Origin of the sequence: Achromobacter sp. GbtcB20 (assembly GCF_019091095.1) — a bacterium.
In the GTDB taxonomy this organism is placed as follows: domain Bacteria; phylum Pseudomonadota; class Gammaproteobacteria; order Burkholderiales; family Burkholderiaceae_B; genus Achromobacter; species Achromobacter mucicolens.
Genome location: NZ_JAGXJZ010000008.1, coordinates 128,583 through 153,313, shown reverse-complemented (window position 1 = coordinate 153,313; position 24,731 = coordinate 128,583). Strand labels below are relative to the sequence as shown.

Below are 24,731 nucleotides of genomic sequence, written 5' to 3'. Positions count from 1 at the left end.
GAATTGTTAATGAATGAAAAGAGCGGGGCCGGGCTGGCCGGCGGGGTCCGCTGTTCCGCCTATGATAGACGAGCAGTTAAGGGGGCGCGATAATCGCGCCAGCAGTCAGAGGAAGGTTGGATCGCCTTCAATGTGTATCAGGAGACTTTCAATGCCCGTGCGGATGCCCAAGCTACGGTTCACCCGACGCGCCGGCAAGATTCTCCTGGGTATTGTGGCGTTCGTGCTGATTCTGTTTGGCGTGGCAGCGTGGCAGGTGCCGAAAGTGCTGCACGGCGTGCTGACCGATGACGTCGCAAAGATGATCGGGCGCGACGTTTCCGTCGGCAAGATCACCTTCAATCCGTTCACGCTGACCGTCCGCGCGCAAGACCTGACCGTGGCGCAGCCTGGCTCGCAGACGCCGCTGTTGACCTTGGCTGAACTGGATGCCAGCGCGTCGTGGACATCGCTGTTCTGGTTCGCGCCGGTGGTCGACCGTCTGACGCTTCGGCAGCCTAACATCGCCATCGTCCGCGAAGACGTCCTGCGCTTCAATTTCTCTGACATAGAACAACGCGTGGCCGAATTGGCCGCCGCCAAGCCCCAAGAGCCGCCCAAGCCGGACGAAGGATTGCCGCGCTTTTCGCTCAACAACATGGTGATCGAGGACGGCGCCATCACGCTGGACGACAAGGTCACCGGCCGCAAGCAGGTCGTGGACGAGTTCACCATCGGGGTGCCGTTCATCTCGACCTTCGGCTACGCCACCGATATCGACGTGCAGCCGCGCCTGCACCTGCGCATCAACGGCAGCCCTTTCGACCTGACCGGCGTGGCGCGGCCGTTCGATGTGGTCCCCTCGTCCACGCTGCGCGTGGCCTTCGACGGCCTGCAGCTCGAGAAGTGGGCCGACGTCTGGCCCATGCCGCTTCCCTTCAAGGTCGAGCGCGCGCTGCTCGACTCGAATCTGCAGGTCGTCTTCGAGCAGCCCAAGGACGCGCCGCCCAAGATCCGCATCGTCGGCGACCTGGGGTTGCGCCGCCTGGACGTGCGCGACCCGTCCGGCGGCAATCTGGCCGCCTGGAGCGCATTGACCGTCAGCCGGCTGGAACTGGAGCCGATTGCGCGGCAGGTGTATATCGGCGAGGTCGGCCTCTGGGCGCCGCAAATCCATGTGCGTCGTCACGCCAACGAACACCTGAACTGGCAGGACGTCGTCGCGGGATTGAAGGCGCTGGGCGGCGTGGAACCGACGGCCACGCCCGTGCGGGACGAGATGCGCAAGGCCAGCGGCCTGAAGCCGCTTTCCCCAAGCGGGCCGCAGGTTGCGCCGGGCGCGGCCGGCGCGCCTGCGCCGGTTCCTGCGCCGGCCGGTCACGCGCCCGCCGCGCCGGCCGCTCAAGCTCCGGCACCGCGCCCAGACCAAGCAGCCACGGCGCCCGCCGGTCAAGCGCCCGCCACGCCGGCCCCCGCGCCCGCCACGCCGGCCCCCGCGCCCGCCGAATGGAAGGTCGTGCTCGATGCCTTCAACCTGCATGAAGGCGAGGTCTACGTCACCGATGCGGTCAGCAAGCTGGACTATGTGATGACCGGCCTGGCCGCCACCGTCGAAGGCGTGGCGCTGCCGCAGCCGCCGGACCAGCCCATCAACCTGTGGCTGACCATGGACAACAGCACCGACGGCGGCTGGCTGCGCGCCAAGGGGCCGCTGGTCATCAAGCCGCTGTCGCTCGACATGAACGTGCGTCTGGGCAACATCGCGCTGGCGCCCTTGGCGCCGGCCGTGCGCTCCGCCGCGCCCATCACCCTGCTCGACGGCCGGCTGGGCGCCACCGCGCAACTGCACGTGCGCGAGAAGGGCGGTGCGATCGATGCGTCCGCCACCGCCGTGCAGGCCGACCTGACGCAGTTCAAGGCCCGCGACGAATCGCTCAAGCCGGTGCTGGACATCGCCATGCAGTCCCTTCGCATCACGGCCGACCGTCTAGCCCTGGGACCGGGCCCCAGCAACTTCACGGTGGCCGCAGCCGGCGTCCAGGGCGACGGCAAGCTGGACCTCAAAGGGGTCTTCACGCCGCAGCCGCTCACGCTCAAGACCGCGGTCGACCTGTCCAACCTGAACGTCGCCAGCTTCGCGCCGTACTTCGCCTCCAGCCTGAACGCCACCGTCCGCGCCGTCACGCTAAGCGCCAAGGGCAACGCCGAATTCACCGCCGCCGCCGGCAATGCGCCGATGAAGGCCGGCTGGAAGGGCGGCGTCGACATCACCGACCTGGACCTGCAGGACCGCGTCAACAAGGACGACTTCCTGAACTGGAAGCGCCTGGGCTTTACCGGCATGGACATCTCCGTGGCGGGCGACAAGATCGGCGCGCGGTTGGGCGATATCGCCCTTGAAGATTTCTACGGCCGCATCCTGCTCAACGCGCAGGGCCGGCTCAACGTCATGGATCTGGTGGCCGCGCCCGGGCAGGCCGGCGGCTCGATCACGCAAGACACCCAGACACCCGGCCGCAGCGCCGAGCCCCCGGCCCCGCCGCCCGCGCCGCCCGCGGCCACTGCGCCGGCCAAGGGCAGCGGCGCGGCCGCCATGCCGGACATTTCGGTCAACAGCGTCACGCTGACCCGCGGCCGCATGACCTTCACCGACCGTTTCGTCAAGCCGAACTACGTCGCTGAACTGTCCAGCATCGAGGGCGACATCACCGCCGTTTCGTCCACCAATCCCCAGCCCGCCAAGGTCAAGGTCACGGGCCGCGTCTACACGACCGCGCCGCTCTCGATCAGCGGCATCGTGCAGCCTTTCGCCAAGTACCTGACGCTGGACCTGAAGGCCTCGGCCAAGGGCGTCGACCTGCCGCGCTTCAACACCTATTCGGCCAAGTACGTGGGCTATCCGATCAAACGCGGCAAGCTGTCGGTCGACCTGGAATACAAGATCAAGAACCGGGCCTTGCAGGCGACCAATCACGTCGTGCTCAACCAGCTCACCTTCGGCGACAAGACCAACAGCCCGGACGCCACCAAGCTGCCCGTGCTGCTGGCCGTTGCGCTGCTGAAGGACTCGCGCGGCAACATCGACATCAACCTGCCGATCTCCGGCTCGCTGGACGACCCCGAGTTCTCGGTCGGCGGCATCGTCGTGCGCGTGCTGATGAACCTGGTGGTCAAGGCGGTGACCTCGCCCTTCAGCCTGCTCGCGTCCGCGTTCGGCGGCGGCGAAGAGCTGTCCTATGTCGAATTCGCGCCGGGCAGCGCCGTGCTGACCGAAGACTCGCTCCAGCGCATCGAGACCCTTACCAAGGCGCTTGCCGACCGTCCGGCCCTGAAGCTGGACATCAGCGGCCGCGCCGATCCCAAGACCGACACGGAAGGCCTGCGCCAGGCCTGGGTCGACGCCAAGATCCGCGCCGCCAAGGCCGCGGACGTCGCGCCGCGCGGCAAGAAGCCCGATCCCAAGGGCGTTGAGGTCTCCGGGACGGAACGTGCCAAATACCTCGAAGCCGTCTACGATGACACCGACCTCAAGGACAAGCCGCGCAATTTCATCGGCATGGCCAAATCCATTCCGGCCGCGCAGATGGAAGCGATGCTGCGCGCGGCGGCCCCCGTCGGCGAGGATCAGCTGCGCCAATTGGCCGATGCCCGCGCGCAGGCGGTTTATGAGAAGTTGCAAGCCCAGGAAGGACTCGCGGATCGCGTGTTCATCGTCGCGTCGCAGCTGGACGCCGATGGCATCAAGGACGAGGGGCAACCCTCGCGCGTGGACTTCTCCCTGAAGTGAACTTGGCAGGCCCCGGCAGGGACGCGAGGCGCGTCCCGCCGTGCCCGTCTTTTACCCGGAGATTTTTCGATGAAAGACCAGGACGCGCACTTCGACAGCCTGCTCCCGCCCTTGCGGCTGGACCGCCGAGGCTTTCTCGCTACCTCCGCGGCGGCGGGTTTCTCGCTGGCGGCAGGCCCGGTGGCGGCACAGACTGCCATCGCCACGGACGCCAAGGGCCTCGTGGCCGGCAAGGTCGAGATCCCCACTTCCGACGGCAAGATCCCCGCTTACCGCGCCGCGCCGGAAGGCAAGAAGAACCTGCCCACGATCCTCGTCGTCCAGGAAATCTTCGGCGTGCACGAATACATCCAGGACGTCTGCCGGCGCCTGGCGCACCTGGGCTACCTCGCCGTCGCGCCGGAACTCTACGTGCGCCAGGGCGACCCGTCCAAGTACACCGAAATCCCCAAACTGCAGGCCGAGGTCGTCAGCAAGGTCCCGGATAAACAGGTCACCGCCGACCTGGACGCCACCGCCGCCTGGGCGGCGGCGCATGGCGGCAACCCGGACCGCTTGGGCATCGTCGGCTTCTGCTGGGGCGGCCGCCAGGTCTGGCTCTACGCCGCCCACAACCCCAAACTCAAGGCCGGCGCCGCCTGGTACGGCCAACTGGCGGGCGACCCCTCCGAACTCAAACCCAAGTCGGCCCTGGCTATCGTCAATGACCTGAAGGCCCCGGTCCTGGGCGCCTACGGCGGCAAGGACGCCGGCATCTCGCAAACCGACGTCGACCGCATGCGCGTGGAACTGGCCAAGGGCTCCGCCGCCGCCAAGGCCTCCCGCATCGACATCTACCCCGAAGCGGGCCACGCCTTTCACGCCGACTACCGCCCGTCCTATCGCAAGGCAGAAGCGGAGCAGGCGTGGACGCGGATGCTGGATTGGTTCAAGCAGAACGGGTTGTAAGGGAAGAGCGGCGCGGGCTGCGCCTACGGGCTACCGCGCCTTCTCCCCCGGCAGCCCGTCGCTGACCTCTGCCAGCGCGCGCTTCATATCCTCGTACTTCATCACCCGTTCGGTCTGAAACCCGCCCAGCACGCCCCGGCAGCCATCGACGCCGGACCGCTTCATGTCTTCCATCATTGTCTTGCCCTCGGCTTGCCCCTTGGCAAACTCGGCGTCATACCCGCTGGCGGCAAACCCATACTCCTCGGCATAGCGCGTGAGGTTCTTGCGTGCCGTGTCCTGGTGCTGCGCCAGGTCGGGTTCGGACGCGCCGCACGCGCGCGCGGCGCCGTTTGATGCGCCGGCGGCCACGACAAACGAATCGTATTGGGCCTGCTCGGCGGCGTCGGGGGCCGCCATCACGGGGGCGGCGGCCGTCAGGGTCAAGGTCAGGGCGGTCAGGAATCTGCGCATCGAAATCTCCCTGTAAGGCCCGATTCGCGGCGCAGTGCCTCTCATGGCCGCGGCGGGCAATGTCTTTACCACGGCATTATGGCAAGCGCGCGTTTCCTCTCCGTGAGGCTGCCGTGTGGAGTCGTTTCGAACTGTTCATCTTCTTTTCGTGCTTACGCCAAAGGCAGCAAGCCGGCCGCGCACGAACTATGATGGGGGCTGTGAGGCGATCCTGCCTCAATGCATTGCCCCCTTTCATCCTGGAGATCTACATGACGATCAAAGTCGGCGACCGCGTGCCCGATGGCACGTTGACCGAATTCATCGAAACCGAAACCGCCGGCTGCTCGCTCGGCCCCAACGCGTTCCAGGTCGCCGACCTGACCCGCGGCAAGACCATCGCGCTGTTTGCCGTGCCGGGCGCCTTCACGCCCACCTGCTCGGCCAAGCACCTGCCGGGCTACGTCGAACAGGCCGCCGCCCTCAAGGCCAAGGGCATCGATGAGATCTGGTGCGTGTCCGTCAACGACGCCTTCGTCATGGGCGCCTGGGGCCGCGAACAGAAGACCGACGGCAAGGTCCGCATGCTGGCCGACGGCTCCGCGCTGTGGACCAAGGAACTCGGCCTCGAACTGGACCTGGTCCAGCGCGGCATGGGCGTGCGCTCGCAGCGCTACTCCGCCCTGATCGTCGACGGCGTCGTGAAGCAACTGAACGTGGAAGCGCCTGGCAAGTTCGAAGTCAGCGACGCGGCCACCATGCTCTCGCAAGCCTGATCCCCGCAGGTTCCTGTTTTACCGCCAGTGTTGCGGGCCGCCCCGGCGGCCCGCGGCGCTGAAAGCCAGCAGCGGTTGTCCACGCCATGCTCTCCACGATCTCATCGTTCTCGTCGCTCTATTTCGCGACCTTGCTGATGCTCATCGGCACGGGTCTGTTCAATACCTACATGGGTCTGCGCCTGACTGCGCAGTCCGTCAGCGAGGTGTGGATCGGCACCTTGATCGCCGGCTACTACCTGGGTCTTGTCTGCGGCGCGCGGCTGGGACACAAGCTCATCATCCGCGTCGGGCACATCCGCGCCTTCGTTGCCTGTGCCGCCATCGCCACCAGCATGATCCTGGCGCAGACGCTGGTCGATTCCATGCCGCTGTGGCTGGTGTTCCGTGTCATCTCCGGCATCGTGATGGTGACCGAGTTCATGGTGATCGAGAGCTGGCTCAATGAGCAGACCGAAAACCACCAGCGCGGCCGCGTGTTCTCCGTGTATATGGTCGTTTCCGGCCTGGGCACCGTGCTCGGCCAATTGGCGCTCACCGCCTACGCCACGCTCGACCTGCGTCCGCTCACCCTGGTTGCGATGTGCCTGGTGCTGTGCCTGGTGCCGCTCGCGGTGACGGCGCGCTCGCACCCGCCCACGCCGCTGCCTGCGCCGCTGGACGTGCGGTTCTTCATGCGGCGCGTGCCGCTGTCCATGACTGTCCTTTTCGTGGCGGGCAACCTGTCCGGCGCGTTCTATGGCCTGGCGGCGGTCTACGGCGCCAAGAACGGCCTGTCCACCTCGCAGGCCGCCATCTTCGTTGCCGCCGCCGTCACGGCGGGCCTCTTGTCGCAATGGCCGATGGGCTGGCTGTCCGACCGCATCAATCGCGCCGGTCTCATCCGGTTTAACGCCTTGCTGCTGGTCCTGCTGCCCGCCGTCATGTGGGGCTGGATCGCGTTGCCGTTCTGGGCGCTGGTCGCCATGTCCTGCATCTTCGGGATCCTGCAGTTCACGCTGTATCCGCTGGGCGCGGCGTTTGCCAACGACCACGTGGAGTCCGAGCGCCGCGTCAGCCTGTCGGCGGTGCTGCTCATGACGTACGGCCTGGGCGCCTGCGTCGGGCCCATGATCGCCGGCTGGATGATGTCGCTGGGCGGCCCCGCCATGTATTACGTGTTCATCTCGGCGTGCGCCGTGATTCTGGTCTGGCAGGTGCGGCCGACGCGCGTCACGGGCGCGCACCAGGTCGACGAGGCGCCGACGCATTTCGTGCCGATGCCCGACACCCTGCAAAGCTCGCCGGCGGCGGCGGTGCTGGATCCGCGGGTGGACCCCGAGAACGACATCGCCATGGAAATGGTGCAGCCCGATCCGTCCGCGGCGCCGGCGCCGCCCGAGGCCGCGGCGGAACCCGCCCCAGCCGACCCCCTTGCTGCCGACGCGCCAATGGGCGCCTTTGCAGATCCGGTGGCGGGACCGGACGCCGGGGCGAATGCCGGGCAGGATTCGGCAGTAGATTCCGCCCCGGATGTCACCCCTGAGGCCGAGCCCGAACGCCAGCGGCGCACGGGCACCTGAATCCCGCCTACCAGGGCGTCATCAGCACGATGGCGGACAACGCCAGCGCGATGCCCAGCAGGTTCAGACGGGTGAGCGGTTCGCGAAACGCCAGGGCGCCCACCAGGGTGCCCAGCGTGATCACCCCCATGTTCATGGACGCGAACACCAGCGCGGGATGCTCGGGCAGCGACTGGTGTGCGCGCACGTAGGTCAGGATGTTGCCGAAGTTGGCCATCCCCAGCGCCACGCCCGCGGCCAGATGCCGCGCCTGCCAGCGCACGCGGCGCCACAGCAGATACGCCAGCATCAGCGCGCCCGCCATCAGGAAGGCGAGCAGCAGGCCGCCTGCAAACGCGGTGCCGGTGCGCGCAACCTGCTTGAACAGGATGTCGATCACGCCATAGCCCGCCCACACCACCAGCGGCCAGAGCCACATGGCGCGGGCGTCGCCCGCAGCCGTCTCCTCGGACAGGCGGATGCGCGGCGGCTGGCGCAACAGGCAGAAGAGGGCGGTGAACGCCAGCAGGATCGCGGCCAGCTTGCGGCCCGTGACTGGCTCGCCAAACAGCACGAACGCGGCCAGCAGCGGAATGAAGAGTGACAGGCGCTGCGCGGCATCGCTGCGCACGATGCCCGCATGCCGCAACGCCGCGGCCATTGCCAGAAAGACACTGGGCAACAGCACGCCCAGCGCCGCCAGCACCAGCCACGGTGTTTGCGGCGCCAGCAGGCGCGCCGGGTCGGGGCGCAGCACCAGCGAGCAGAGCAGGGCGGCCACGGCGTAGTTCATGGCGATTGCCTGGCGCACGTCCACCTGCCAACGCCGTGCAAGCTTCAGCATGACGGCCACGGTGACACTGCAGGCGACGCTGGCCGCGAGATAGAGAAGGCCTGGGGTCAGGGGCATGCCGGCACCTCTTGGTGGGCGTGCGCGTCCGCGTCGACCCGCATGCCCAGGCGATCGAGCAGGCACTGATCGGCGGCCATCTGCGGATTGGCGGTGGTCAGCAGCGCGTCGCCGTAGAACATGGAATTGGCGCCTGCCAGAAAACACAGCGCCTGCAGCGCGTCGTCCATGGCCTCGCGTCCGGCCGACAGACGGACCGCGGCGCGCGGCATTGCAATGCGCGCCACCGCGATGGTGCGGACGAACTCGAACGGGTCCAGCGCCTCGACGGCGGACAGCGGCGTGCCTTCGACCTGAACCAGGTTATTGATCGGCACGGACTCGGGGTAGGGCTCCATGCTGGCGAGCTGGGCGATCAGGCCGGCGCGCTCGCGGCGCGATTCGCCCATGCCGACGATGCCGCCGCAGCATACGCTGATGCCGGCGTCGCGAACGCGGTCCAGCGTGTCCAGGCGGTCCTGGTAGGTGCGCGTGGAGATGATCTTGCCGTAGAACGCCGGCGAGGTATCCAGGTTGTGGTTGTAGTAGTCCAGGCCGGCGTCCTTCAACTGCTCGGCCTGGCCATCTTTCAACATGCCCAGCGTCACGCAGGTCTCCAGGCCCAGCGCCTTGACGGCGCTGACCATCTCGGCCACGGCATCCAGGTGATGCGGCTTGGGACTGCGCCACGCGGCGCCCATGCAGAATCGTTGGGCGCCGCCCGCCTGCGCCGCGCGCGCCGCGGCGACCACGTCCTCAAGGGGCATCAGCTTGTCGGCGTCCACGCCGGTGTCGTAGTGCGAGGACTGCGGGCAATACGCGCAATCCTCGGGACAGCCGCCGGTCTTGATCGACAGCAGACTGGACAGCTGGATGACGTTCGGATCGAAATGGGCGCGGTGCGTCTGCTGCGCCCGGTGCATCAAATCCATGAACGGCAGCTCGTAGAGCGCCATGATGGCGTCGGTGCTCCATGCCGAGGCGGGCGGGCGCTTGGGCACCGTTGGAACGGGAATGGTCGCAGTCTGCATGATCGGGGGCTCCTTCGTTCGTGGCCGGATCTCGCCCCGGTGGCCAGTGGGCCAGGGGCTGGATCGGCGGATCGTAAGAAGGGGCGGCCGATTTGCGCAATGCGGGTGATAAGCGCGGATTTAGGGGTGGGTTGGCAGGGCGATCAATGAAAATGGCCGCTTTTGGGCGGCCACGAGTTCTAAAGCGATGGCATCTTCGGGGACGCCGAGGGGGTGAATATTTTGATTCAAATTGTAAATCCAATCCCGCCGGTCTCAGGACTTCGTCTGCTTATCGCGGTTGCGAGCGCTTTCGTGGCCGGTGATGCCGCGGTCGCGTGCCCAGACAATGGCGGCGCTGCGCCGATGCACGCCGATCTTGCTGTAGATCGTGGCGACGTGATTGCGTACCGTGTTGCGCGACAGCTTGAGCGCCTTGGCGATGCCGTCGTCGTCATGCCCCTGGCATAACAGCCCAAGGACTTCGCGCTCGCGCGAGGTGAGCTGCGCCAGTTCGGCCACGTCGCGCGTCGCGGGGGCGGGCTGGCGTAGTTGCGCCAGTTTCTCGATGATGCCGCGGCTGAACCAGGAAGTGTCCTGCATCACCGCCTCGATCGCGGTCAGCAGTTCGGTCTCGGATCGCTTGCGCTCGGTGATGTCCTGCATGACGATCAGCACGCGGCGCAGTCCGCCGATCATGACCGGTTCGGCCGACACCAGGCAGTCCAGCTCGCCGCCGTCGCGCGCAATCATCACGGCTTCGCGGTTCCGGACGCTTTCCCCGCGCTTCAGGCCGGCCAGCATGCCTTCGTACGGACGCAGTCCCAGTTCGACGAGGTCCTGTTCCGCCTTGTCGTCCAGCGACAGGCCGGTGGCCGCCGCAAAGGCGTCATTCAGGTTCAGCACGTTCAGGGTGTCGCCGTCACAGACCGCCATCGGCACGGGCGCCAGCTGGAACGCCTTGGAAAAGCGCTCTTCGCTTTCCCGCAAGGCTTCTTCGGTACGCTTGCGGCCTTCCAGGTCGATGAAGGTGAACAGCATGCACGGTTCGTCGTGCATGTCGATGGGCTGGCCCGCCACCACGACGAACTTGCTGGTGCCATCCGGCAGTTTCAGCACGCCTTCGCGCTGCGGAATGGTCTGGCCTTCGTTAAGCCGCGCCACGGCGGTTTCCTTGTCGTCGCTGCCGTCCAGCACGTCCAGTTCGTAAGCCGATTTGCCCAGCACCGTGTCGCGCGAATAGCCCGTCATCTCCAGGAACCCCTGGTTCACCTTGACGTAGCGCAGATCGGAAAGCCGGCAGATCAGCGCAGGCGCCGGATTGGCGGAGAAGGCGCGCTCGAAGCGTTCCTCGGCATTGACCTGGGCCGTCTGGTCGTGAAGGATAAGCACGCGGTACGGAATGGGACCGCCATCGTCCAGGTCCAGCCCGCGCGCCATCAGGTTGCGCGTGAATTCGTCGTCGTCCTTGCGGCCCAGATCCAGCAGCAGGTCTTCGAACTCTTCACCCGCAGAAAGCCGGTCCATTGGATACTGGCGGGCCGGCACGCGGTGATGATTGCGGTAGGTAAGCGTATACCGCTTGCGGTAGCCGGCGGGCGTGCCGCCCAGCTCTTCGATGGCGTTGGCGCCGTGCAGCGCGAGTGCGCTGGCGTTGGCCCAGGCGATCGAGCCGTCGGCCTCAAGCAGGATGATGCCCTCGTTCAGGCCCGCGATGATGCTTTGCAGGTGTTGGCGATGTGCTTGGGGTGCGGCGTCGTTGGGGGTCACGTAGGCCTCTTTTCTCTTCGCATGGCGTGTACGCGCAAGCATGAAGCCGCGCGCCGGTACTGTCCAGAGGTCAAAACGGACGAGTCTCGCGGAAGGGGTACAGCGGGAGGGGATTGCACCGCGAACGCGTCGCCTTGAGGCAGATCCGCAAAAGCAAAAAGCTCCGGAATCCGGAGCTTTCGATGCGTGCTGCGAGCAGCGTTTGGTAAGCGCAATGTGCTTGGCGGAGCGGACGGGGCTCGAACCCGCGACCCCCGGCGTGACAGGCCGGTATTCTAACCAACTGAACTACCGCTCCGCAGCGGCTTACTGATGTCTTCAAACTTCTTTACTGCGGCTGTGGTGTCAAGACAGCTTGTACTGCTTGCCAGCGGAAGCTGGCGTCCCCTAGGGGATTCGAACCCCTGTACTCACCGTGAAAGGGTGATGTCCTAGGCCTCTAGACGAAGGGGACCCGGAACTAACAACTTTACTACCGTACTGCGACTGGTGGAGGTAAGCGGGATCGAACCGCTGACCTCTTGCATGCCATGCAAGCGCTCTCCCAGCTGAGCTATACCCCCAGGGCGTCCTGCTGTCCCAAACTTCAAACAACAAGGTCTCACACTTATAAAACAAAAAAGCCCCGAAAACGGAGCTCTTGAAAGACTCTGAGCGAGAGAGCTTTTGGCGGAGCGGACGGGGCTCGAACCCGCGACCCCCGGCGTGACAGGCCGGTATTCTAACCAACTGAACTACCGCTCCGCAGCGGCTTAACTCAACTACATTGTCACTTCAACTGCATCACTTCTACTGCATGCCAGAAGACTGGCGTCCCCTAGGGGATTCGAACCCCTGTACTCACCGTGAAAGGGTGATGTCCTAGGCCTCTAGACGAAGGGGACTTGGACTTGCTGTACTACTCTTCGCTTTGGACTGGTGGAGGTAAGCGGGATCGAACCGCTGACCTCTTGCATGCCATGCAAGCGCTCTCCCAGCTGAGCTATACCCCCGTTCCGCTAATCAATCCGTTCAACGTTTTTGCTAGAAACTTGCTGTTTAAAGCGCGTTTTTTGCTGTTTCGTTGCCGGTTTTGTTTAGTGCCGTTGGCGAAGAAACGAGATTATGCACGAACTAAATTTGGTGTGCAAGTCGCTTCATGGCAAAAAACAAAAAAGTTGCGAAAAAAGAGGGATGGATAGCCGTGGGAAGGGCATTGTTTTGCGCGAAAACCACGCGGCAAGCCGTGGTCGATTGAGGCAGAAATCAATAAAATCAACGGCTTGTGCAAGGGCTATCGTACACGGCTGATTTTTTTGCGAGGCGCGCGTTTTTTACACGTGATCGCCCTATGGCGAGCCGCACGGAAAGCTGCCGCAGACCGGCAAGGACATCGACACATGAGCACTTCTCCATGAGCAGCACCGCCTTTCCCACCGTCGCGCTGGGCCGCACGGACATGGAGATCACGCGCATCGGCCTGGGCGCCTGGGCGATGGGCGGCAATGGATGGGCGGTGGGCTGGGGGCCGCAGGAAGACGCCGAATCCATCAAGGCGATCCGGCATGCGGTCGACCGCGGTATCAACTGGATCGATACCGCTGCGGTGTATGGGCTGGGCCATTCCGAGGACATCGTGCGCCGGGCGCTGGCCCAGATGCCGGCCGCCGAGCGCCCTTATGTCTTCACGAAGTGCGGCCTGACGTGGTCGGCGGCGCAGCCGCAGGCCATGCCGCGGCGCACGGGCGCGCCGTCCAGTATCCGGCGCGAGCTGGAGGGGTCGCTGCGGCGGCTGGGCGTCGAGCGCATCGACCTCTACCAGATGCACTGGCCTGCGGGCGACGGCACACCGCTGGAGGCGTACTGGCAGGAGTTGCTGGACCTCAAGCAGGCGGGCAAGGTCCGTGCGGTCGGTCTATCGAATCACAATCTGGCGCAGTTGCGCGCCGCCGAATACCTGGGCCACGTGGACACGCTGCAACCCCCGTTTTCGGCGATCCAGCGTACTGCGGCCAGCGACCTGATTCCCTGGTGCGCGTCACACGGCACGGGAGTGATCGTGTACAGCCCCATGCATTCGGGTCTGCTGACCGGCAAGTTCAGCGCCGAGCGTGCACGGGCCTTGCCGCCGGACGATTGGCGGTCGCGCCACGCGGATTTCCGCTCGCCGGACCTGGAACGCAATCTGGCGCTGGCCGATGCCTTCAAGCCGATTGCGGAACGGCATGGCGCCACCGTCGCTGCCGCGGCGGCGGCCTGGACGTTGGCGTGGCCGGGTGTGACAGGCGCCATTGTGGGGGCGCGCAGCGCGTCGCAGGTGGATGGCGTGATCGGCGCGGCCGAGCTGGAACTGGACGCCGAGGACATGCAGGCCATTGCCGAGGCGATCGAAAACACGGGAGCGGGAAGCGGACCGTTGGCGCCGCCCGACGAAACAGGCTCGCTGCCCGCGAACCTGTTTGCGTGAGCCGGGATCAGCCGCGGCGCGGGCGGCGGGCGCTGCCGACGGCGGCGATGAGCGCCAGGCCGATCAGCGCGAGCGCGGTCTTGTCCCCAAAACGCGCGTAGGGTGTCAGCCCCGTCATGCCTTGGACGGAGACGGGCAGCACGCCGGCCTGCAGCGGCGCAAGCTGGGCGGCAACATGGCCCTTCGCATCGATGGCCGCGGTGATGCCCGTATTGGTGGCGGTCAGCATCGGCCGCGCGGTTTCGATGGTGCGCAGCCGGCCGATCTGCAAGTGCTGACGCAGCGCCCAGCTGTCGCCGAACCAGCCCAGGTTGCTGACGTTAACCAGGATGGTCGCACCCGGCTCGCCGTTGGGGCCGGGCTGCAAGGCGGGTAGCAGGTCGGGGCCGAAGAGGTCTTCGTAGCAGATGTTGAAGGCGATGTGCTGGCCGCCGACGGCAAAGGGCGTCTGGCGTTCGCCGCCCCGGTCGAAGTCGCCCAGCGGAATGTTGAGCATCTCGACGAACCAGTGAAAGCCGGGCGGCACGTACTCGCCCCACGGCACGAGATGACGTTTGTCGTAGCGCATGGCGGTATTGCCGCCCAGCAGCTGTTCGACCGGCGTGGCGCCGTCAAAGCCGATGACGCTGTTGGTGTAGCGTTCGCGGCCGTCCACGCGATCGTGCAGCGGCACGCCCATCGCGATGACGGTGTTGCGCTGGCGGGCCAGGTCGCGCCAGACCTCCCAGACCCGCGGATCGAGCTGATCCTGGAAGATGGGCAGCACGGTCTCGGGCAGGATGATCAGTTGCGGCGCGGGCACGCCGGGCGCGGGCGGCATGGCCGTCAGATCAAGGTGGCGCCGCACGCTCTGCTCGAGAAGCGCCGGATCGAATTTCTGGGATTGTCCGATGTTGCCCTGCACGAGGCGCACGTTCAGCGGGTCGCCCACGGGCGCCGACCAGTCGATGCGCGACAGCGGCCAGCCCGCCCCGGCCAGCGCCAGTGCGATGCCGGCGGCCAGCGCGTGGCGCGGGGCCACGCCGGCCTTGCGCGAGGGCTGCCAGAGGCTCGCGGCGGCGGCTGCGACAAACGCGGCCAGGAACGCCATGCCGTGCACGCCGACGAGCGGCGCCCAGCCCGCGATGGGGCTGTCGACCTGCGCGTAGCCGATGTTCAGCCACGGAAAGCCGGTCAGGAACACCGCGCGCAGCCATTCGAACGCGGCCCACATCGCGGCCCAGACCAGTGTGGCGGTCAGGATGCGGGACGGCGTGGCATCCGGGGCCAGCGGCGCGTAGCGGCGCGCCAGCGCGTTGGCGGTGGCGGGAAACAGGGCCAGGAAGGCCGACAGCGCCAGCACGGCGGCAACGGCCAGCGGCGCGGCCAGATCGCCGTAGCGGTGCAGGCTGATGAAGATCCAGTACAGCCCCAGCGCATAGCTGGCGAAGCTGAACAGCCAGCCGCGCAGCCAAGCCTGACGGGCAGACGGGGCGTACAGCGTGACGCGGGCCAGCACCGCCAGCGCGGCGATCTGGGTGAACGCCAACGCCCATCCGGGCAGCGGGCCGGGGGCAAAGGCCAGGGCGTGGACGGCGCCCGCCAGCACGAGGCCGGCGGCGCCGCGCAGGAGTCGGCTGCGCGCAGTGCTGGTCATGCGTCGTTGGCGGGTGCTGCGGACTGCGGAGCGGCAAGGCGCTTGACGCGCAGCCAGATGGCCCGGCGGGCATCGCCGCGCGCCACTTCCAGGCGCAGGCCTTCGATGTCGGCGTGGTCGCCGCGGCGCGGGATGCGGCCAAGCTGACCGCCCATCCAGCCGCCGACGCTGTCGTACTCGTCGTCGGGTAACTGGCAGCCGAATACTTCATTGAAGTGCGAGATGTCGGTGGCCGCGAGCACGCGCCACTGGTTTTCGCCTTCAGGGAAGATGGAGTCTTCCTCGGTTTCGTCGAACTCGTCTTCGATGTCGCCGACGATCTGTTCCAGCACGTCTTCCATCGTGACCAGCCCGGAAATGCCGCCGTGCTCGTCGATGACGATGGCCTGGTGGTTGCGGCTGGCGCGGAACTCATGCAGCAGCACGTTCAGGCGCTTGGATTCCGGAATGAACACGGCCGGGCGGACCAGCGAGCGCACGTCGATGTTGGGTTCCAGCATGCAGCGCAGCAGATCCTTGGCGAGCAGGATGCCGATGATGTTGTCGCGATCGCCCTCGTAGACGGGGAACCGCGAATGCGCGGTTTCGATCACCGAGGCCACCAGGTAGGGAATGGGCTGCGTGACATCGAGCAGATCCATGCGCGAGCGCGGGACCATGATGTCGCCGACAGTGCCCTCGGACACGGCTAGCGCGCCCTTGATCATCTTGTACGACTCCGCGTCGAGCAGATCGCGCTCGTGCGCGGCTTCGAGGACGGCCTTGATGCCTTCGCGGTCCTCGGGCTCTCGGCGCACAAGGGAAAGCAGGCGGTCTAGGAGGGATTTGGTGGCGGGTTTGGCAGAGCGAGCGGAAGTCGCTTCGGGAGCAGGGTAAGGGTCAGACATCGTCCGGGAGGACAAGTTATGGAGGAGCCAGCATAACCGATACTGGCCCATCGTTTGTAACGCCAACCGGGAAAATGGGTGCATTGGACGCGATCTGCGCCTTGCTGCACGCCATTTTCCGGCAATTTCTCAGGGTTGACCCGGAGCCGCCGCGCTCAGGCCGCGACGTAGGGGTCGGCAATGCCCATTTGCGCAAGGGTGGCGGTTTCCAGGGCTTCCATGCGCTTGGCCTCGCGCGCCTTGATGTGGTCGTAGCCCAGCGAATGCAGCACCCCGTGGATGGTGAGGTGGGCGGCGTGGTCCAGCAAGGGCTTGCCCTGTTCGCGGGCCTCGCGCACCAGCACGGGCACGCACATGACGATGTCGCCGCGGGCCACGCCCAGCGGGTCGACGCCGTATTCGAAGGTCAGCACGTTGGTGGCGTAGTCGCGGCCGCGGAAATCGCGGTTCAGGCGGCGGCCCTCGGCCGCGCCGACCAGCCGCAGGCTGAGTTCGGCGGCCGAGAACGCGACCAGGCCGTCTTCATGGGCGGCGCCCAGCGCGCGTTCTGCCCAGCGGCGCAGGCGCCAGCGGGGCAGGCGGGCTTCCTCGACCCCGTACTGCACGGACAGGGACAGCTCAGGCTTCATCTTCGGCGGCGCGGTCGTAGGCGTCGACGATGCGGGCGACCAGGGGGTGGCGCACGACATCGCGGCTGGTGAACTTGGTGGTGGCGATGCCCTGGACGTCATGCAGCACTTTCACCGCATGCGCCAGCCCGCTGACCTGACCGCGCGGCAGGTCGACCTGCGAGGGATCGCCGGTGATGACCGCCTTGCTGCCAAAGCCGATGCGCGTAAGGAACATCTTCATCTGCTCGGGCGTCGTGTTCTGCGCCTCGTCCAGGATCACGAAGGCGTGGTTCAGCGTGCGCCCGCGCATGTAGGCCAGCGGCGCGATCTCGATGGTCTGCTTCTCGAACAGGCGCTGCACCTTTTCGAAGCCCATCAGGTCGTACAGCGCGTCATACAGCGGGCGCAGGTACGGGTCGACCTTCTGCGCCAGGTCGCCGGGCAGAAAGCCCAGGCGTTCGCCGGCTTCGACGGCGGGGCGGGTCAGCACCAGGCGCTGCACCGTGTCGCGCTCCATGGCGTCGATGGCGCAGGCCACGGCCAGCCAGGTCTTGCCCGTGCCGGCGGGGCCGACGCCGAACGTGATGTCGTGCTTGAGGATGTTGTTCAGGTAGTCGCGCTGGCGCGGCGTGCGCGGACGCAGGTCGCTGCGCTTGGTGCGCAGTGCGATGCCGTCGCTTTCGTCGTCCAGGGCGGGCAGGGCATCGAGTTCCTGGGCCTGCTCTTCCTTGAGCTTGTCTTCCTGGCGGCCCACGCCGATCTCGACCAATCCCAGCTGGATGTCGTCGATGGACAGGGCGCGGTGCACGGCCTGTTCGTGGAACCGGCGCAGGATGCGGCCGGCCAGTTCGGCCCGCTCGCCTTCGATGGTGACGCGGCTGCCGCGGCGCGACAGCTTGACCGTCATGCCGTCGGCAAGCTGCCGCAGGTTTTCGTCCAGGGGGCCGCAGAGGTTGGCCAGGTGGGTGTTGTCGCCGTCCAGGGTGACGATGACGGGCATGCTGCGACGCGCGCGGGAGCGGGGAGTGGTCATTCAGCCTCTTGCGATGTGCGGTCCACGTCGGCAACCCGGGCGCGCAGGGAGTTCGTGTGCGCCTCGGTGATGATGACGTCGACCATTTGTCCGATGAGCCGCGCGGGCGCGGGGAAATTGACGATGCGGTTGTTTTCGGTGCGGCCCATGAGTTCGTTCGGGTCGCGGCGCGAGGGACCTTCCACCAGCAGGCGCTGGCGCGTGCCCACCATGTTGCGGGCAATCGTTGCCGCCTGTTCGTTGATGAGCGACTGCAGGCGCTGCAGGCGGCGCAGCTTCACGTCCTGGGGCGTGTCGTCCGTCAGGTCGGCGGCGGGCGTGCCCGGACGGCGCGAATACACGAACGAGAACGACGTATCGAAGCCGACGTCCTCGATCAGCTTGAGCGTCTTTTCGAAGTCTTCCTCGGTCTCGCCGGGAAAGCCCACGATGAAGTCGGAGGACAGCGTGAGATTCGGGCGGGCGGCGCGCAGGCGGCGCACGACGGACTTGAATTCCAGCGTGGTGTAGCCGCGCTTCATGCTGGCCAGCACGCGGTCGCTGCCGGCTTGCACTGGCAGGTGCAGGAACGAGACCAGCTTGGGCAGGCGGGCGTAGGCGTCAACCATGCGCTGGGTCATTTCCTTGGGGTGAGAGGTCGTGTAGCGGATGCGCTCGATGCCGGGGATCTCGTGCACGTATTCCAGCAGCATCGCAAAGTCCGCGATCTCGTCGGAATCGGTCATGCGGCCGCGGTAGGCGTTCACGTTCTGGCCCAGCAACGTCACTTCCTTGACGCCCTGGTCGGCCAGGTCGGCCACTTCGATCAGCACGTCGTCGAACGGACGCGAGACCTCTTCGCCGCGCGTGTAAGGCACGACGCAGAAGCTGCAGTACTTGCTACAGCCTTCCATGATGGACACGAACGCCGTGGCGCCGTCGACGCGCGGCGGCGGCATGTTGTCGAATTTCTCGATCTCGGGAAAGCTGATGTCGACCTGCGAGCGGCCTTCGTCGCGGCGGCGCTTGATCAGGTCGGGCAGACGGTGCAGCGTCTGCGGGCCGAACACCACGTCGACGTACGGCGCGCGCTTGACGATGGCTTCGCCCTCCTGGCTGGCCACGCAGCCGCCCACGCCGATGACCAGGTTCGGATTGGTCTTCTTCAGGTGCTGCACGCGGCCCAGGTCCGAAAACACCTTTTCCTGCGCCTTTTCGCGCACCGAACAGGTGTTGAACAGGATGACGTCCGCCTCTTCGGGGTTGTCGGTCAGTTCGAGCCCGCCCTGGTCCTCGCGCAGCACGTCTGCCATCTTGTCCGAGTCGTACTCGTTCATCTGGCAGCCGAAGGTGCGGATGTACAGCTTGCGGGGGGAGCCGGCGCCGGGAACGGCCGAAGGCAGGACGGGGGAGCCGCCGTCGCGGGTTTCGCCGGGGACATTGCCCGCGCGCTTGAGAGAAGTTTCTTGCATGATGATCGCCGTGACGGGTGTAGATCCCGGGGGCTGGAAAGAGGGGAAAGGCGGAATTTTAACCCTTGCCCAAAAATTGTTTCTTGGTCGGGCGCGCGTTGGCCGTTACGATAGCGGTCCGAGCGCCGGGTGGCGCCGGCAATATCTCCTTTTTATGCTCGTGCGGAACCGATGAATTCCAATCGCCTCACGCCTGCGGCAGCCACTCCGTCCCTCGATGGCGGCGCCGGTTCCCCCGTCCAGGACGAATACCGAAATCCCTATCCCGCGTCCGTGTGGGCGCTGCTGGCAAGCGCACTGGCGCTGGCCGCGGCTGCCTGCGCGCTGTGGGTTGACCTGCCGCTCGCGATCTGGATCCAGCAATCGGTATCGGCTGGCGTGGACCAGTCGTTTGAATGGGTGGGCGAGCTGGGCGAGAGCGGCCATTACATCGCGATGGCGCTGGCGTTCTATGTGATCGGCCTGGTGGGACTGTCGCGCGGGTGGCGCAATCCGCTGCGCGTCAGCTATGCCGCCATGGCGCGTGGCAGCCTGCTGATGCTGTCGACGATGGCGGTGGGCGGGCTGGTGGTGCTGGTGCTCAAGCGCACCGTGGCCCGTGCGCGCCCCGAGCTGTATTTCGAACAGGGCATCTACGGCCTGGGCGAATCGTTTTCCCGCGCCCAGCAGTTCAATTCCTTTCCTTCCAGCCACACCTACGCCGCCTTTGCCGTGGCAGTGGTGCTGGGCATCCTGGCGCCCCGCTGGCGCTGGATTTTTCTGCTGCTGGCGGCGCTGGTGGCGATCAGCCGGCTGGTGAACCTGGATCACTATCTGTCGGACGTGATGACGGCCGCTGGCATCGCCGTGCTGGTCGGCCACTATCTGGCCCCCCGGGTGCTCGGCAGCAAATACCAATGGCCGCTGCGCGCCCCGTGGCGCTGGTGGAAGAAGACCTGAGGCAGGGCTTGTGAAGCAGACAAGGCCGCGGAATCCGCGGCCTTTTTTCCGTCCGGTGACGGGGTCCAGTGACGGAATGCCGGTTTAAAACGGCGCCGGCGCGTGCGTGTCAGGCCAGCACTTTGACCCCGGACGGCGTTTCGATCTGCGCACGCAGGCGGGGCGGGCCGTCGGCCTGCTCGACCTCGATCAGGCTGTCCGCGCCCATCCAGGCCAACCCCTGGCGCAGCAGCGAGGCGCGGGGATGGCAGCCGGTCAGGCGGAGCAAGCGCAGCGGCTGGCGCGGCAGGGTCGCGCCGGGCGGATTCTCGACGTCCCATTGGATCAGCGTGGGCAGCAGGCCTTCGCCAGCTTCGTAGCCGGCCTCGCGCCACGCCGGCAGGCTGCCGTCTTCCGGCACGGTCAGGCGCCAGCGCAGGTCGCCGCGCGTCATGGCGATCGCGGGCGGCAGCCGGTCGGGGTGCTCGGCCTGCATGCACGTCAGGTCCAGCGGCGCCTCGACACGCGCGGCCCAGTGCGCCAGGAACGGTCCCTGTTCGAGACGCGCGCGCACGTCGCCCTGGTCCAGCCCGAACCAGCGGGGGCGCTCGGGCGCCGGCGCGTCGGGATCGATCGCGATGACTTCCAGATACACGCCGTCCGCCATGCCCAGCACCCGGTTATGGGTGCCCATGCGCGGATGCGCGCCGCCGCCCTGCGGCGTGATGCCCAGCAGTCCGGCGACATATTCGGTACCGCTGGCGAGGTCCGCGGCGGCGATGACGAGGTGGTCGATGGTGAGTTTCATGAGGGGCATGGTAACGAATGGGCGCTCGTTCGTCCGGTTCGGTGTTGGTGTCAAGCCGCGACGGAGATGCCGGCCGCGTCAGACCGGCGGGCTTTGCGCACACGGATTTCAACATGCTGATCCAGCGATACCAGCGCCTGCATCACCCGTTCCAAGGAAATGTTCTGGAGCTTGTACCGCCGCATTTGAGAGATTTTGGGTTGCGTCATTCCGGTCAGCGCAGCGACCTCCCGCTGGCTCAGGGCACGCTGATCGATCAAATCGTTGAACCTGATGGCCAGTTGGACCTTTGCGGTCAACTCGGCCGCGTCGTCAAAGCCAAGGTCATAGAGCACATTTTGCGTGCCGGGATGGGGCGTGCGGGTCATGGAGCGCTCCGGTGGGGATGTTGCCGAACCATTGCACGCTTCAGCCGGCTTGATATGAGATCAAGGTCGGCCTGGGGCGTGCTGATGCCCGACTTGGATTTTTTCTGAAATGCATGCAGTACATGGATGGCGGTGTCGATCTTCATTGCGTAGGCAGTCCGATACGCATTGCCTCGCTCGGTTTCGGCAAGCTGATAAACGCCCGGCCCCAGCCCTTTCATGGCTTTTGCAGCATCGGGCCAACGGCCGCATTGCAGGGTGTACAGCGACATTCCCATTCGCTTTTGCACGGGGAGCGGGAACGCCTTGAAGTCCTTTCTGGAAGATCCTTCCCAGTAGAGAAGCTTGGGTTTTTCTGTCCACACGATATACCTGTTCGGATATATAAATCAACCGCCGTGGCGGGGGATCGGACAAACTAACCAAAAACGGTGGGGTGGACTATTCGTGCTCGCCGCACCTGCCCGTGCCCCAAAAGAAAAACCCGTCGCAAGCGACGGGTTCTTGGTGTCAGGGCCGTGGCAATCAGGCGACTTCGCCTTCCTCGCCTTCCTTCTTGACCGGCTTGATCAGGTCTTCGCGCTTGACGCCCATCCACATGGCCAGCGCGGCGGCGACGAACACCGACGAGTAGATGCCGAACCAGATGCCGATGGTCAGGGCCATGGCGAAGTAGTGCAGGGTGGGGCCGCCGAAGAACAGCATGGCCAGCACCATCATCTGGGTCGAACCGTGGGTGATGATGGTCCGCGAGATGGTCTGGGTGATGGCGCTGTTGATGACTTCGTGCACGTCCGCCTTGCGGTACTTGCGGAAGTTTTCGCGGATCCGGTCCATGATGACCACGGATTCGTTCACGGAGTAGCCCAGCACGGCCAGCACGCCGGCCAGCACCGCCAGCGAGAACTCCCACTGGAAGAACGCGAAGAAGCCCAGGATGATGACCACGTCGTGCAGGTTGGCGATCACGCCGGCCACCGCGAACTTCCATTCGAAGCGGAAGCCCAGGTAGACCATGATGCCGATCACCACGACCAGCAGCGCCATGAGGCCGTTGTGCAGCAGTTCCTGGCCGACCTGCGGGCCCACGAATTCGACACGGCGCAATTCCACGCCCGAATCGGCGGCCTTCAGCGCGGCCATGACGGTTTCGCTTTGCGTGGCGGACGTCTGGCCTTCCTGCAGGGGCAGGCGGATCATGACGTCATGCGACGTGCCGAAGTTCTGGACCTGGAAGTCGGTGTAGCCCAGCTTGGACACCACGCCGCGCACGTTTTCAAGCTGCGCCGTCTGGGCGTAGTTGACTTCCATGACCGTGCCGCCGGTGAACTCGATCGACAGGTGAAAGCCGCGGGTGACGATGAAAAAGACCGCCAGCAGGAAGGTGACGAGACTGATGATGTTCAGCACCAGGGCATGGCGCATGAACGGGATGGTGCGGTGAATCCGGAAAAATTCCATTTTTCGCCTTCGGTTCTTTTCTGTGGCGGACGGCCGGGGCCGTCCTCCTTATTTTCAGTTTGCCTTCGGCTTCCAGACTTCGCCGATGGAGATCGAGGTGAGCTTCTTCTTGCGGCCGTAGTACAGATTGGCCAGCGCGCGCACGCCCACGACCGACGAGAACATCGAGGTCAGGATGCCCAGGCAGTGAACCACCGCGAAGCCCCGGATCGGGCCCGAACCGAACGCCAGCAGCGCCAGGCCCACGATCAGCGTGGTCAGGTTCGAGTCGAGAATGGTGCCCCACGCGCGTTCGAAACCGTGATGGATGGCCTGCTGGGGTGTGGCCCCCGCACGCAGTTCTTCGCGTATGCGCTCGTTGATCAGCACGTTCGAGTCAATGGCCATGCCCAGTGTCAGCGCAATGGCCGCGATGCCGGGGAGCGTCAGCGTGGCCTGCAGCATGGACAGGAGCGCCAGCAGCAGCAGCACGTTGAGCGTCAGGCCGATCGTGGAGAACACGCCGAACAGGTGGTAGTAGATGATGATGAACGCGGCGATCGCCAGGAAGCCGTACAGCGTCGAGTAAAAGCCCTTGGAAATGTTGTCGGCGCCAAGGCTCGGGCCGATGGTGCGTTCCTCGATGATGGACATCGGCGCGGCCAGCGCGCCGGCGCGCAGCAGCAGGGCCGTGTCGGCGGCTTCCTCGGAGGTCATGCTGCCCGAGATCTGCACCTGGCCGCCCGCGATTTCGCCGCGGATGACGGGCGCGGTGACCACTTCGCCCTTGCCGTTTTCGAACAGCAGGATGGCCATGCGCTTGTTGATGTTGTCGCGGGTGACATCGCGGAAGATGCGGGCGCCCTTGGAGTCCAGCGTGAGGTGGACGGCGGCCTGCTGGGTCTGCGAATCGCGGCCGGGCTGGGCGTCCTGCAGGTTTTCACCGGTCAGGATGACCTGGCGGCGGACCAGGATGGGACGGCCGTCACGGTCGTTGTAGCGCTCAAGACCGAACGGGACGCTGCCGCCCAGCAGCGCGGCCTGCGCGGCGGGGGAGTCGTCGACCATGCGGATTTCCAGCGTGGCGGTGCGGCCCAGCAGTTCCTTGGCCTTGGCCACGTCCTGCACGCCGGGCAACTGCACCACGATGCGGTCTGAACCCTGCTGCTGGATGACCGGTTCGGCCACGCCCAGCTCGTTGATGCGGTTGTGCAGCGTGTTGATGTTCTGCTTGAGCGCGGAATCCTGCACGCGGGTGACGGCGGCCGGGTTCAGGGCGGCCATCAGCAGCTGCTTGCCGTTTTCTTCGCGTTCGGTGAATTCCAGGTCGGGCAGGCGCGAGCGCAGCGTCGAGATGGCGCGGTCGCGGTCGTCGGAATTGGCGAAGGTGGCGGCAATGCCCATGCCGGAGCGTTCGACGCCGGCCACGGGGATCTTCTGATCGCGCAGCACCGAGCGCACGTCGGCGGCCAGGGAATCATAGCGGGCGGTCAGGGCGCCTTGCATGTCGACCTGCAGCAGGAAGTGCACGCCGCCGCGCAGGTCCAGGCCCAGGTACATGGGCTTGGGCGCGAACCAGCCCATCGCACGCATCCACGGCGGCGAGGCGGGCAAGAGGTTCAGCGCCACGGTGTATTGCGGGTCGCCGGGAACGGTGTTGAGCGATTTTTCGATCAGGTCGCGGGCCTGCAGCTGCACGTCGGTCGACGGGAAGCGGGCGCGAACCGTGCCGAGCGTGCCGTTCAGTTCGAAATAGGCGCCGTCGTTGGGAATCTTGGCGTCGGCCAGGATCTGTTCCACGCGCGCCAACACGGTGGTGTCGACCTTGACCGTGGCCTTGGCGCTGGACACCTGGACGGCGGGGGACTCGCCGTAGAAATTGGGCAGCGTGTACAGCAGGCCAATGAGGACCGCGACCAGGACCGTAATGTACTTCCAGAGGGGATAGCGGTTCATTGCCGGCTACTTCATTGAAAGAGATGAAAGGGCCGCCCGGGCGAG

The 24,731-nt window shown here is 66.0% G+C and carries 19 protein-coding genes, 6 tRNA genes and 1 pseudogene; 6 read left to right on the top strand and 20 right to left on the bottom strand.

Annotated features, from left to right (window positions below):
- Positions 1-151 precede the first annotated feature (151 nt).
- Together KVT32_RS13180 and KVT32_RS13175 are read left to right on the top strand one after the other, a co-directional pair.
- A complete protein-coding gene (locus KVT32_RS13180; RefSeq protein ID WP_217618342.1) occupies positions 152-3,766 on the top strand; it encodes a DUF748 domain-containing protein in 3,615 nt (1,204 codons plus the stop codon).
- Positions 3,767-3,835: 69 nt separating this feature from the next.
- Positions 3,836-4,714, top strand: a complete 879-nt coding sequence (locus tag KVT32_RS13175) for a dienelactone hydrolase family protein (RefSeq protein WP_217618341.1) — start codon at positions 3,836-3,838, stop codon at positions 4,712-4,714.
- Between the two features lie 30 nt (positions 4,715-4,744).
- Here the strand turns inward: KVT32_RS13175 and KVT32_RS13170 are convergent, their stop codons facing one another.
- The gene (locus tag KVT32_RS13170) at positions 4,745-5,167 is read right to left on the bottom strand and encodes a hypothetical protein (RefSeq protein WP_217618340.1); all 423 of its coding nucleotides are present in this window, start codon (positions 5,165-5,167) and stop codon (positions 4,745-4,747) included.
- Positions 5,168-5,418: 251 nt separating this feature from the next.
- Here KVT32_RS13170 and KVT32_RS13165 point away from each other — a divergent pair, with 251 nt between their 5' ends.
- Together KVT32_RS13165 and KVT32_RS13160 are read left to right on the top strand one after the other, a co-directional pair.
- Entirely contained in the window at positions 5,419-5,922 is a 504-nt protein-coding gene (locus KVT32_RS13165) for a peroxiredoxin (RefSeq protein WP_056326595.1), read from the top strand.
- Positions 5,923-5,987: 65 nt separating this feature from the next.
- Positions 5,988-7,484: pseudogene (locus tag KVT32_RS13160) on the top strand (MFS transporter); the annotation flags it as partial.
- 7 nt (positions 7,485-7,491) lie between these two features.
- Here KVT32_RS13160 and KVT32_RS13155 read toward each other — a convergent pair.
- The 9 genes from KVT32_RS13155 to KVT32_RS13115 form a co-directional block, all read right to left on the bottom strand.
- A complete protein-coding gene (locus KVT32_RS13155) occupies positions 7,492-8,367 on the bottom strand; it encodes a DMT family transporter (RefSeq protein WP_217618367.1) in 876 nt (291 codons plus the stop codon).
- Positions 8,364-9,383, bottom strand: coding sequence for a biotin synthase BioB (gene bioB, locus KVT32_RS13150; protein ID WP_217618339.1), 1,020 nt, complete (start codon positions 9,381-9,383; stop codon positions 8,364-8,366). The genes KVT32_RS13155 and bioB overlap by 4 nt, the downstream gene beginning before the upstream one ends.
- 255 nt (positions 9,384-9,638) lie before the next feature.
- Positions 9,639-11,132 (bottom strand): helix-turn-helix transcriptional regulator, encoded by a 1,494-nt coding sequence (locus KVT32_RS13145; protein WP_062838791.1) that lies wholly within the window; start codon positions 11,130-11,132, stop codon positions 9,639-9,641.
- Between the two features lie 221 nt (positions 11,133-11,353).
- Positions 11,354-11,430, bottom strand: a tRNA-Asp gene (locus KVT32_RS13140).
- An 80-nt stretch (positions 11,431-11,510) separates the two neighbouring features.
- Positions 11,511-11,586: transfer RNA gene (locus tag KVT32_RS13135), tRNA-Glu, on the bottom strand.
- A gap of 33 nt (positions 11,587-11,619) precedes the next feature.
- Positions 11,620-11,695, bottom strand: a tRNA-Ala gene (locus tag KVT32_RS13130).
- Positions 11,696-11,799: 104 nt separating this feature from the next.
- Positions 11,800-11,876: transfer RNA gene (locus KVT32_RS13125), tRNA-Asp, on the bottom strand.
- A 64-nt stretch (positions 11,877-11,940) separates the two neighbouring features.
- Positions 11,941-12,016 (bottom strand) — tRNA-Glu (locus tag KVT32_RS13120).
- Positions 12,017-12,048: 32 nt separating this feature from the next.
- A tRNA-Ala gene (locus KVT32_RS13115) sits at positions 12,049-12,124 on the bottom strand.
- A gap of 446 nt (positions 12,125-12,570) precedes the next feature.
- Here KVT32_RS13115 and KVT32_RS13110 point away from each other — a divergent pair.
- Complete coding sequence (locus KVT32_RS13110; protein ID WP_217618366.1) at positions 12,571-13,578, top strand: aldo/keto reductase; 1,008 nt, start codon at positions 12,571-12,573, stop codon at positions 13,576-13,578.
- Between the two features lie 7 nt (positions 13,579-13,585).
- Here the strand turns inward: KVT32_RS13110 and lnt are convergent, their stop codons facing one another.
- The 5 genes from lnt to miaB form a co-directional block, all read right to left on the bottom strand.
- Positions 13,586-15,214 (bottom strand): apolipoprotein N-acyltransferase, encoded by a 1,629-nt coding sequence (gene lnt / locus KVT32_RS13105; RefSeq protein WP_217618338.1) that lies wholly within the window; start codon positions 15,212-15,214, stop codon positions 13,586-13,588.
- On the bottom strand, positions 15,211-16,101 hold the full coding sequence (locus KVT32_RS13100) for an HlyC/CorC family transporter (protein ID WP_056326602.1): 891 nt from the start codon (positions 16,099-16,101) through the stop codon (positions 15,211-15,213). The genes lnt and KVT32_RS13100 overlap by 4 nt, the downstream gene beginning before the upstream one ends.
- A 155-nt stretch (positions 16,102-16,256) precedes the next feature.
- Positions 16,257-16,730 carry an rRNA maturation RNase YbeY gene (gene ybeY / locus KVT32_RS13095; protein WP_217618337.1) on the bottom strand — a complete coding sequence of 158 codons (474 nt, stop codon included), beginning with the start codon at positions 16,728-16,730 and terminating at the stop codon, positions 16,257-16,259.
- A complete protein-coding gene (locus KVT32_RS13090) occupies positions 16,720-17,745 on the bottom strand; it encodes a PhoH family protein (protein WP_142053768.1) in 1,026 nt (341 codons plus the stop codon). Before KVT32_RS13090 ends, ybeY begins: the two co-directional genes overlap by 11 nt.
- A complete protein-coding gene (gene miaB / locus KVT32_RS13085) occupies positions 17,742-19,196 on the bottom strand; it encodes a tRNA (N6-isopentenyl adenosine(37)-C2)-methylthiotransferase MiaB (protein ID WP_217618336.1) in 1,455 nt (484 codons plus the stop codon). The genes KVT32_RS13090 and miaB overlap by 4 nt, the downstream gene beginning before the upstream one ends.
- 171 nt (positions 19,197-19,367) lie before the next feature.
- Here miaB and KVT32_RS13080 point away from each other — a divergent pair, with 171 nt between their 5' ends.
- Positions 19,368-20,135: a phosphatase PAP2 family protein gene (locus KVT32_RS13080; protein WP_152382309.1), complete on the top strand. Its 768-nt coding sequence runs from the start codon at positions 19,368-19,370 to the stop codon at positions 20,133-20,135.
- A 109-nt stretch (positions 20,136-20,244) separates the two neighbouring features.
- Here the strand turns inward: KVT32_RS13080 and KVT32_RS13075 are convergent, their stop codons facing one another.
- From KVT32_RS13075 to secD, 5 genes are all read right to left on the bottom strand, one after another.
- A complete protein-coding gene (locus KVT32_RS13075) occupies positions 20,245-20,922 on the bottom strand; it encodes a VOC family protein (protein ID WP_152385318.1) in 678 nt (225 codons plus the stop codon).
- Positions 20,923-20,972: 50 nt separating this feature from the next.
- On the bottom strand, positions 20,973-21,290 hold the full coding sequence (locus KVT32_RS13070) for a helix-turn-helix domain-containing protein (protein WP_056326611.1): 318 nt from the start codon (positions 21,288-21,290) through the stop codon (positions 20,973-20,975).
- A complete protein-coding gene (locus KVT32_RS13065) occupies positions 21,287-21,655 on the bottom strand; it encodes a type II toxin-antitoxin system RelE/ParE family toxin (RefSeq protein ID WP_152382308.1) in 369 nt (122 codons plus the stop codon). Before KVT32_RS13065 ends, KVT32_RS13070 begins: the two co-directional genes overlap by 4 nt.
- A gap of 160 nt (positions 21,656-21,815) precedes the next feature.
- On the bottom strand, positions 21,816-22,751 hold the full coding sequence (gene secF, locus KVT32_RS13060) for a protein translocase subunit SecF (RefSeq protein ID WP_056326612.1): 936 nt from the start codon (positions 22,749-22,751) through the stop codon (positions 21,816-21,818).
- Between the two features lie 54 nt (positions 22,752-22,805).
- Positions 22,806-24,686 (bottom strand): protein translocase subunit SecD, encoded by a 1,881-nt coding sequence (gene secD, locus KVT32_RS13055; protein ID WP_152382307.1) that lies wholly within the window; start codon positions 24,684-24,686, stop codon positions 22,806-22,808.
- Positions 24,687-24,731: the final 45 nt, after the last annotated feature.

Bases quoted from the DNA above. Each gene is read 5' to 3' on its own strand.
- KVT32_RS13180 (WP_217618342.1), top strand. From the start codon at position 152: ATGCCCGTGCGGATGCCCAAGCTACGGTTCACCCGACGCGCCGGCAAG.
- KVT32_RS13175 (WP_217618341.1), top strand. From the start codon at position 3,836: ATGAAAGACCAGGACGCGCACTTCGACAGCCTGCTCCCGCCCTTGCGG.
- KVT32_RS13170 (WP_217618340.1), bottom strand. From the start codon at position 5,167: ATGCGCAGATTCCTGACCGCCCTGACCTTGACCCTGACGGCCGCCGCC.
- KVT32_RS13165 (WP_056326595.1), top strand. From the start codon at position 5,419: ATGACGATCAAAGTCGGCGACCGCGTGCCCGATGGCACGTTGACCGAA.
- bioB (WP_217618339.1), bottom strand. From the start codon at position 9,383: ATGCAGACTGCGACCATTCCCGTTCCAACGGTGCCCAAGCGCCCGCCC.
- KVT32_RS13110 (WP_217618366.1), top strand. From the start codon at position 12,571: ATGGAGATCACGCGCATCGGCCTGGGCGCCTGGGCGATGGGCGGCAAT.
- lnt (WP_217618338.1), bottom strand. From the start codon at position 15,214: ATGACCAGCACTGCGCGCAGCCGACTCCTGCGCGGCGCCGCCGGCCTC.
- KVT32_RS13100 (WP_056326602.1), bottom strand. From the start codon at position 16,101: ATGTCTGACCCTTACCCTGCTCCCGAAGCGACTTCCGCTCGCTCTGCC.
- ybeY (WP_217618337.1), bottom strand. From the start codon at position 16,730: ATGAAGCCTGAGCTGTCCCTGTCCGTGCAGTACGGGGTCGAGGAAGCC.
- KVT32_RS13090 (WP_142053768.1), bottom strand. From the start codon at position 17,745: ATGACCACTCCCCGCTCCCGCGCGCGTCGCAGCATGCCCGTCATCGTC.
- miaB (WP_217618336.1), bottom strand. From the start codon at position 19,196: ATGCAAGAAACTTCTCTCAAGCGCGCGGGCAATGTCCCCGGCGAAACC.
- KVT32_RS13080 (WP_152382309.1), top strand. From the start codon at position 19,368: ATGAATTCCAATCGCCTCACGCCTGCGGCAGCCACTCCGTCCCTCGAT.
- KVT32_RS13075 (WP_152385318.1), bottom strand. From the start codon at position 20,922: ATGAAACTCACCATCGACCACCTCGTCATCGCCGCCGCGGACCTCGCC.
- KVT32_RS13070 (WP_056326611.1), bottom strand. From the start codon at position 21,290: ATGACCCGCACGCCCCATCCCGGCACGCAAAATGTGCTCTATGACCTT.
- secF (WP_056326612.1), bottom strand. From the start codon at position 22,751: ATGGAATTTTTCCGGATTCACCGCACCATCCCGTTCATGCGCCATGCC.
- secD (WP_152382307.1), bottom strand. From the start codon at position 24,686: ATGAACCGCTATCCCCTCTGGAAGTACATTACGGTCCTGGTCGCGGTC.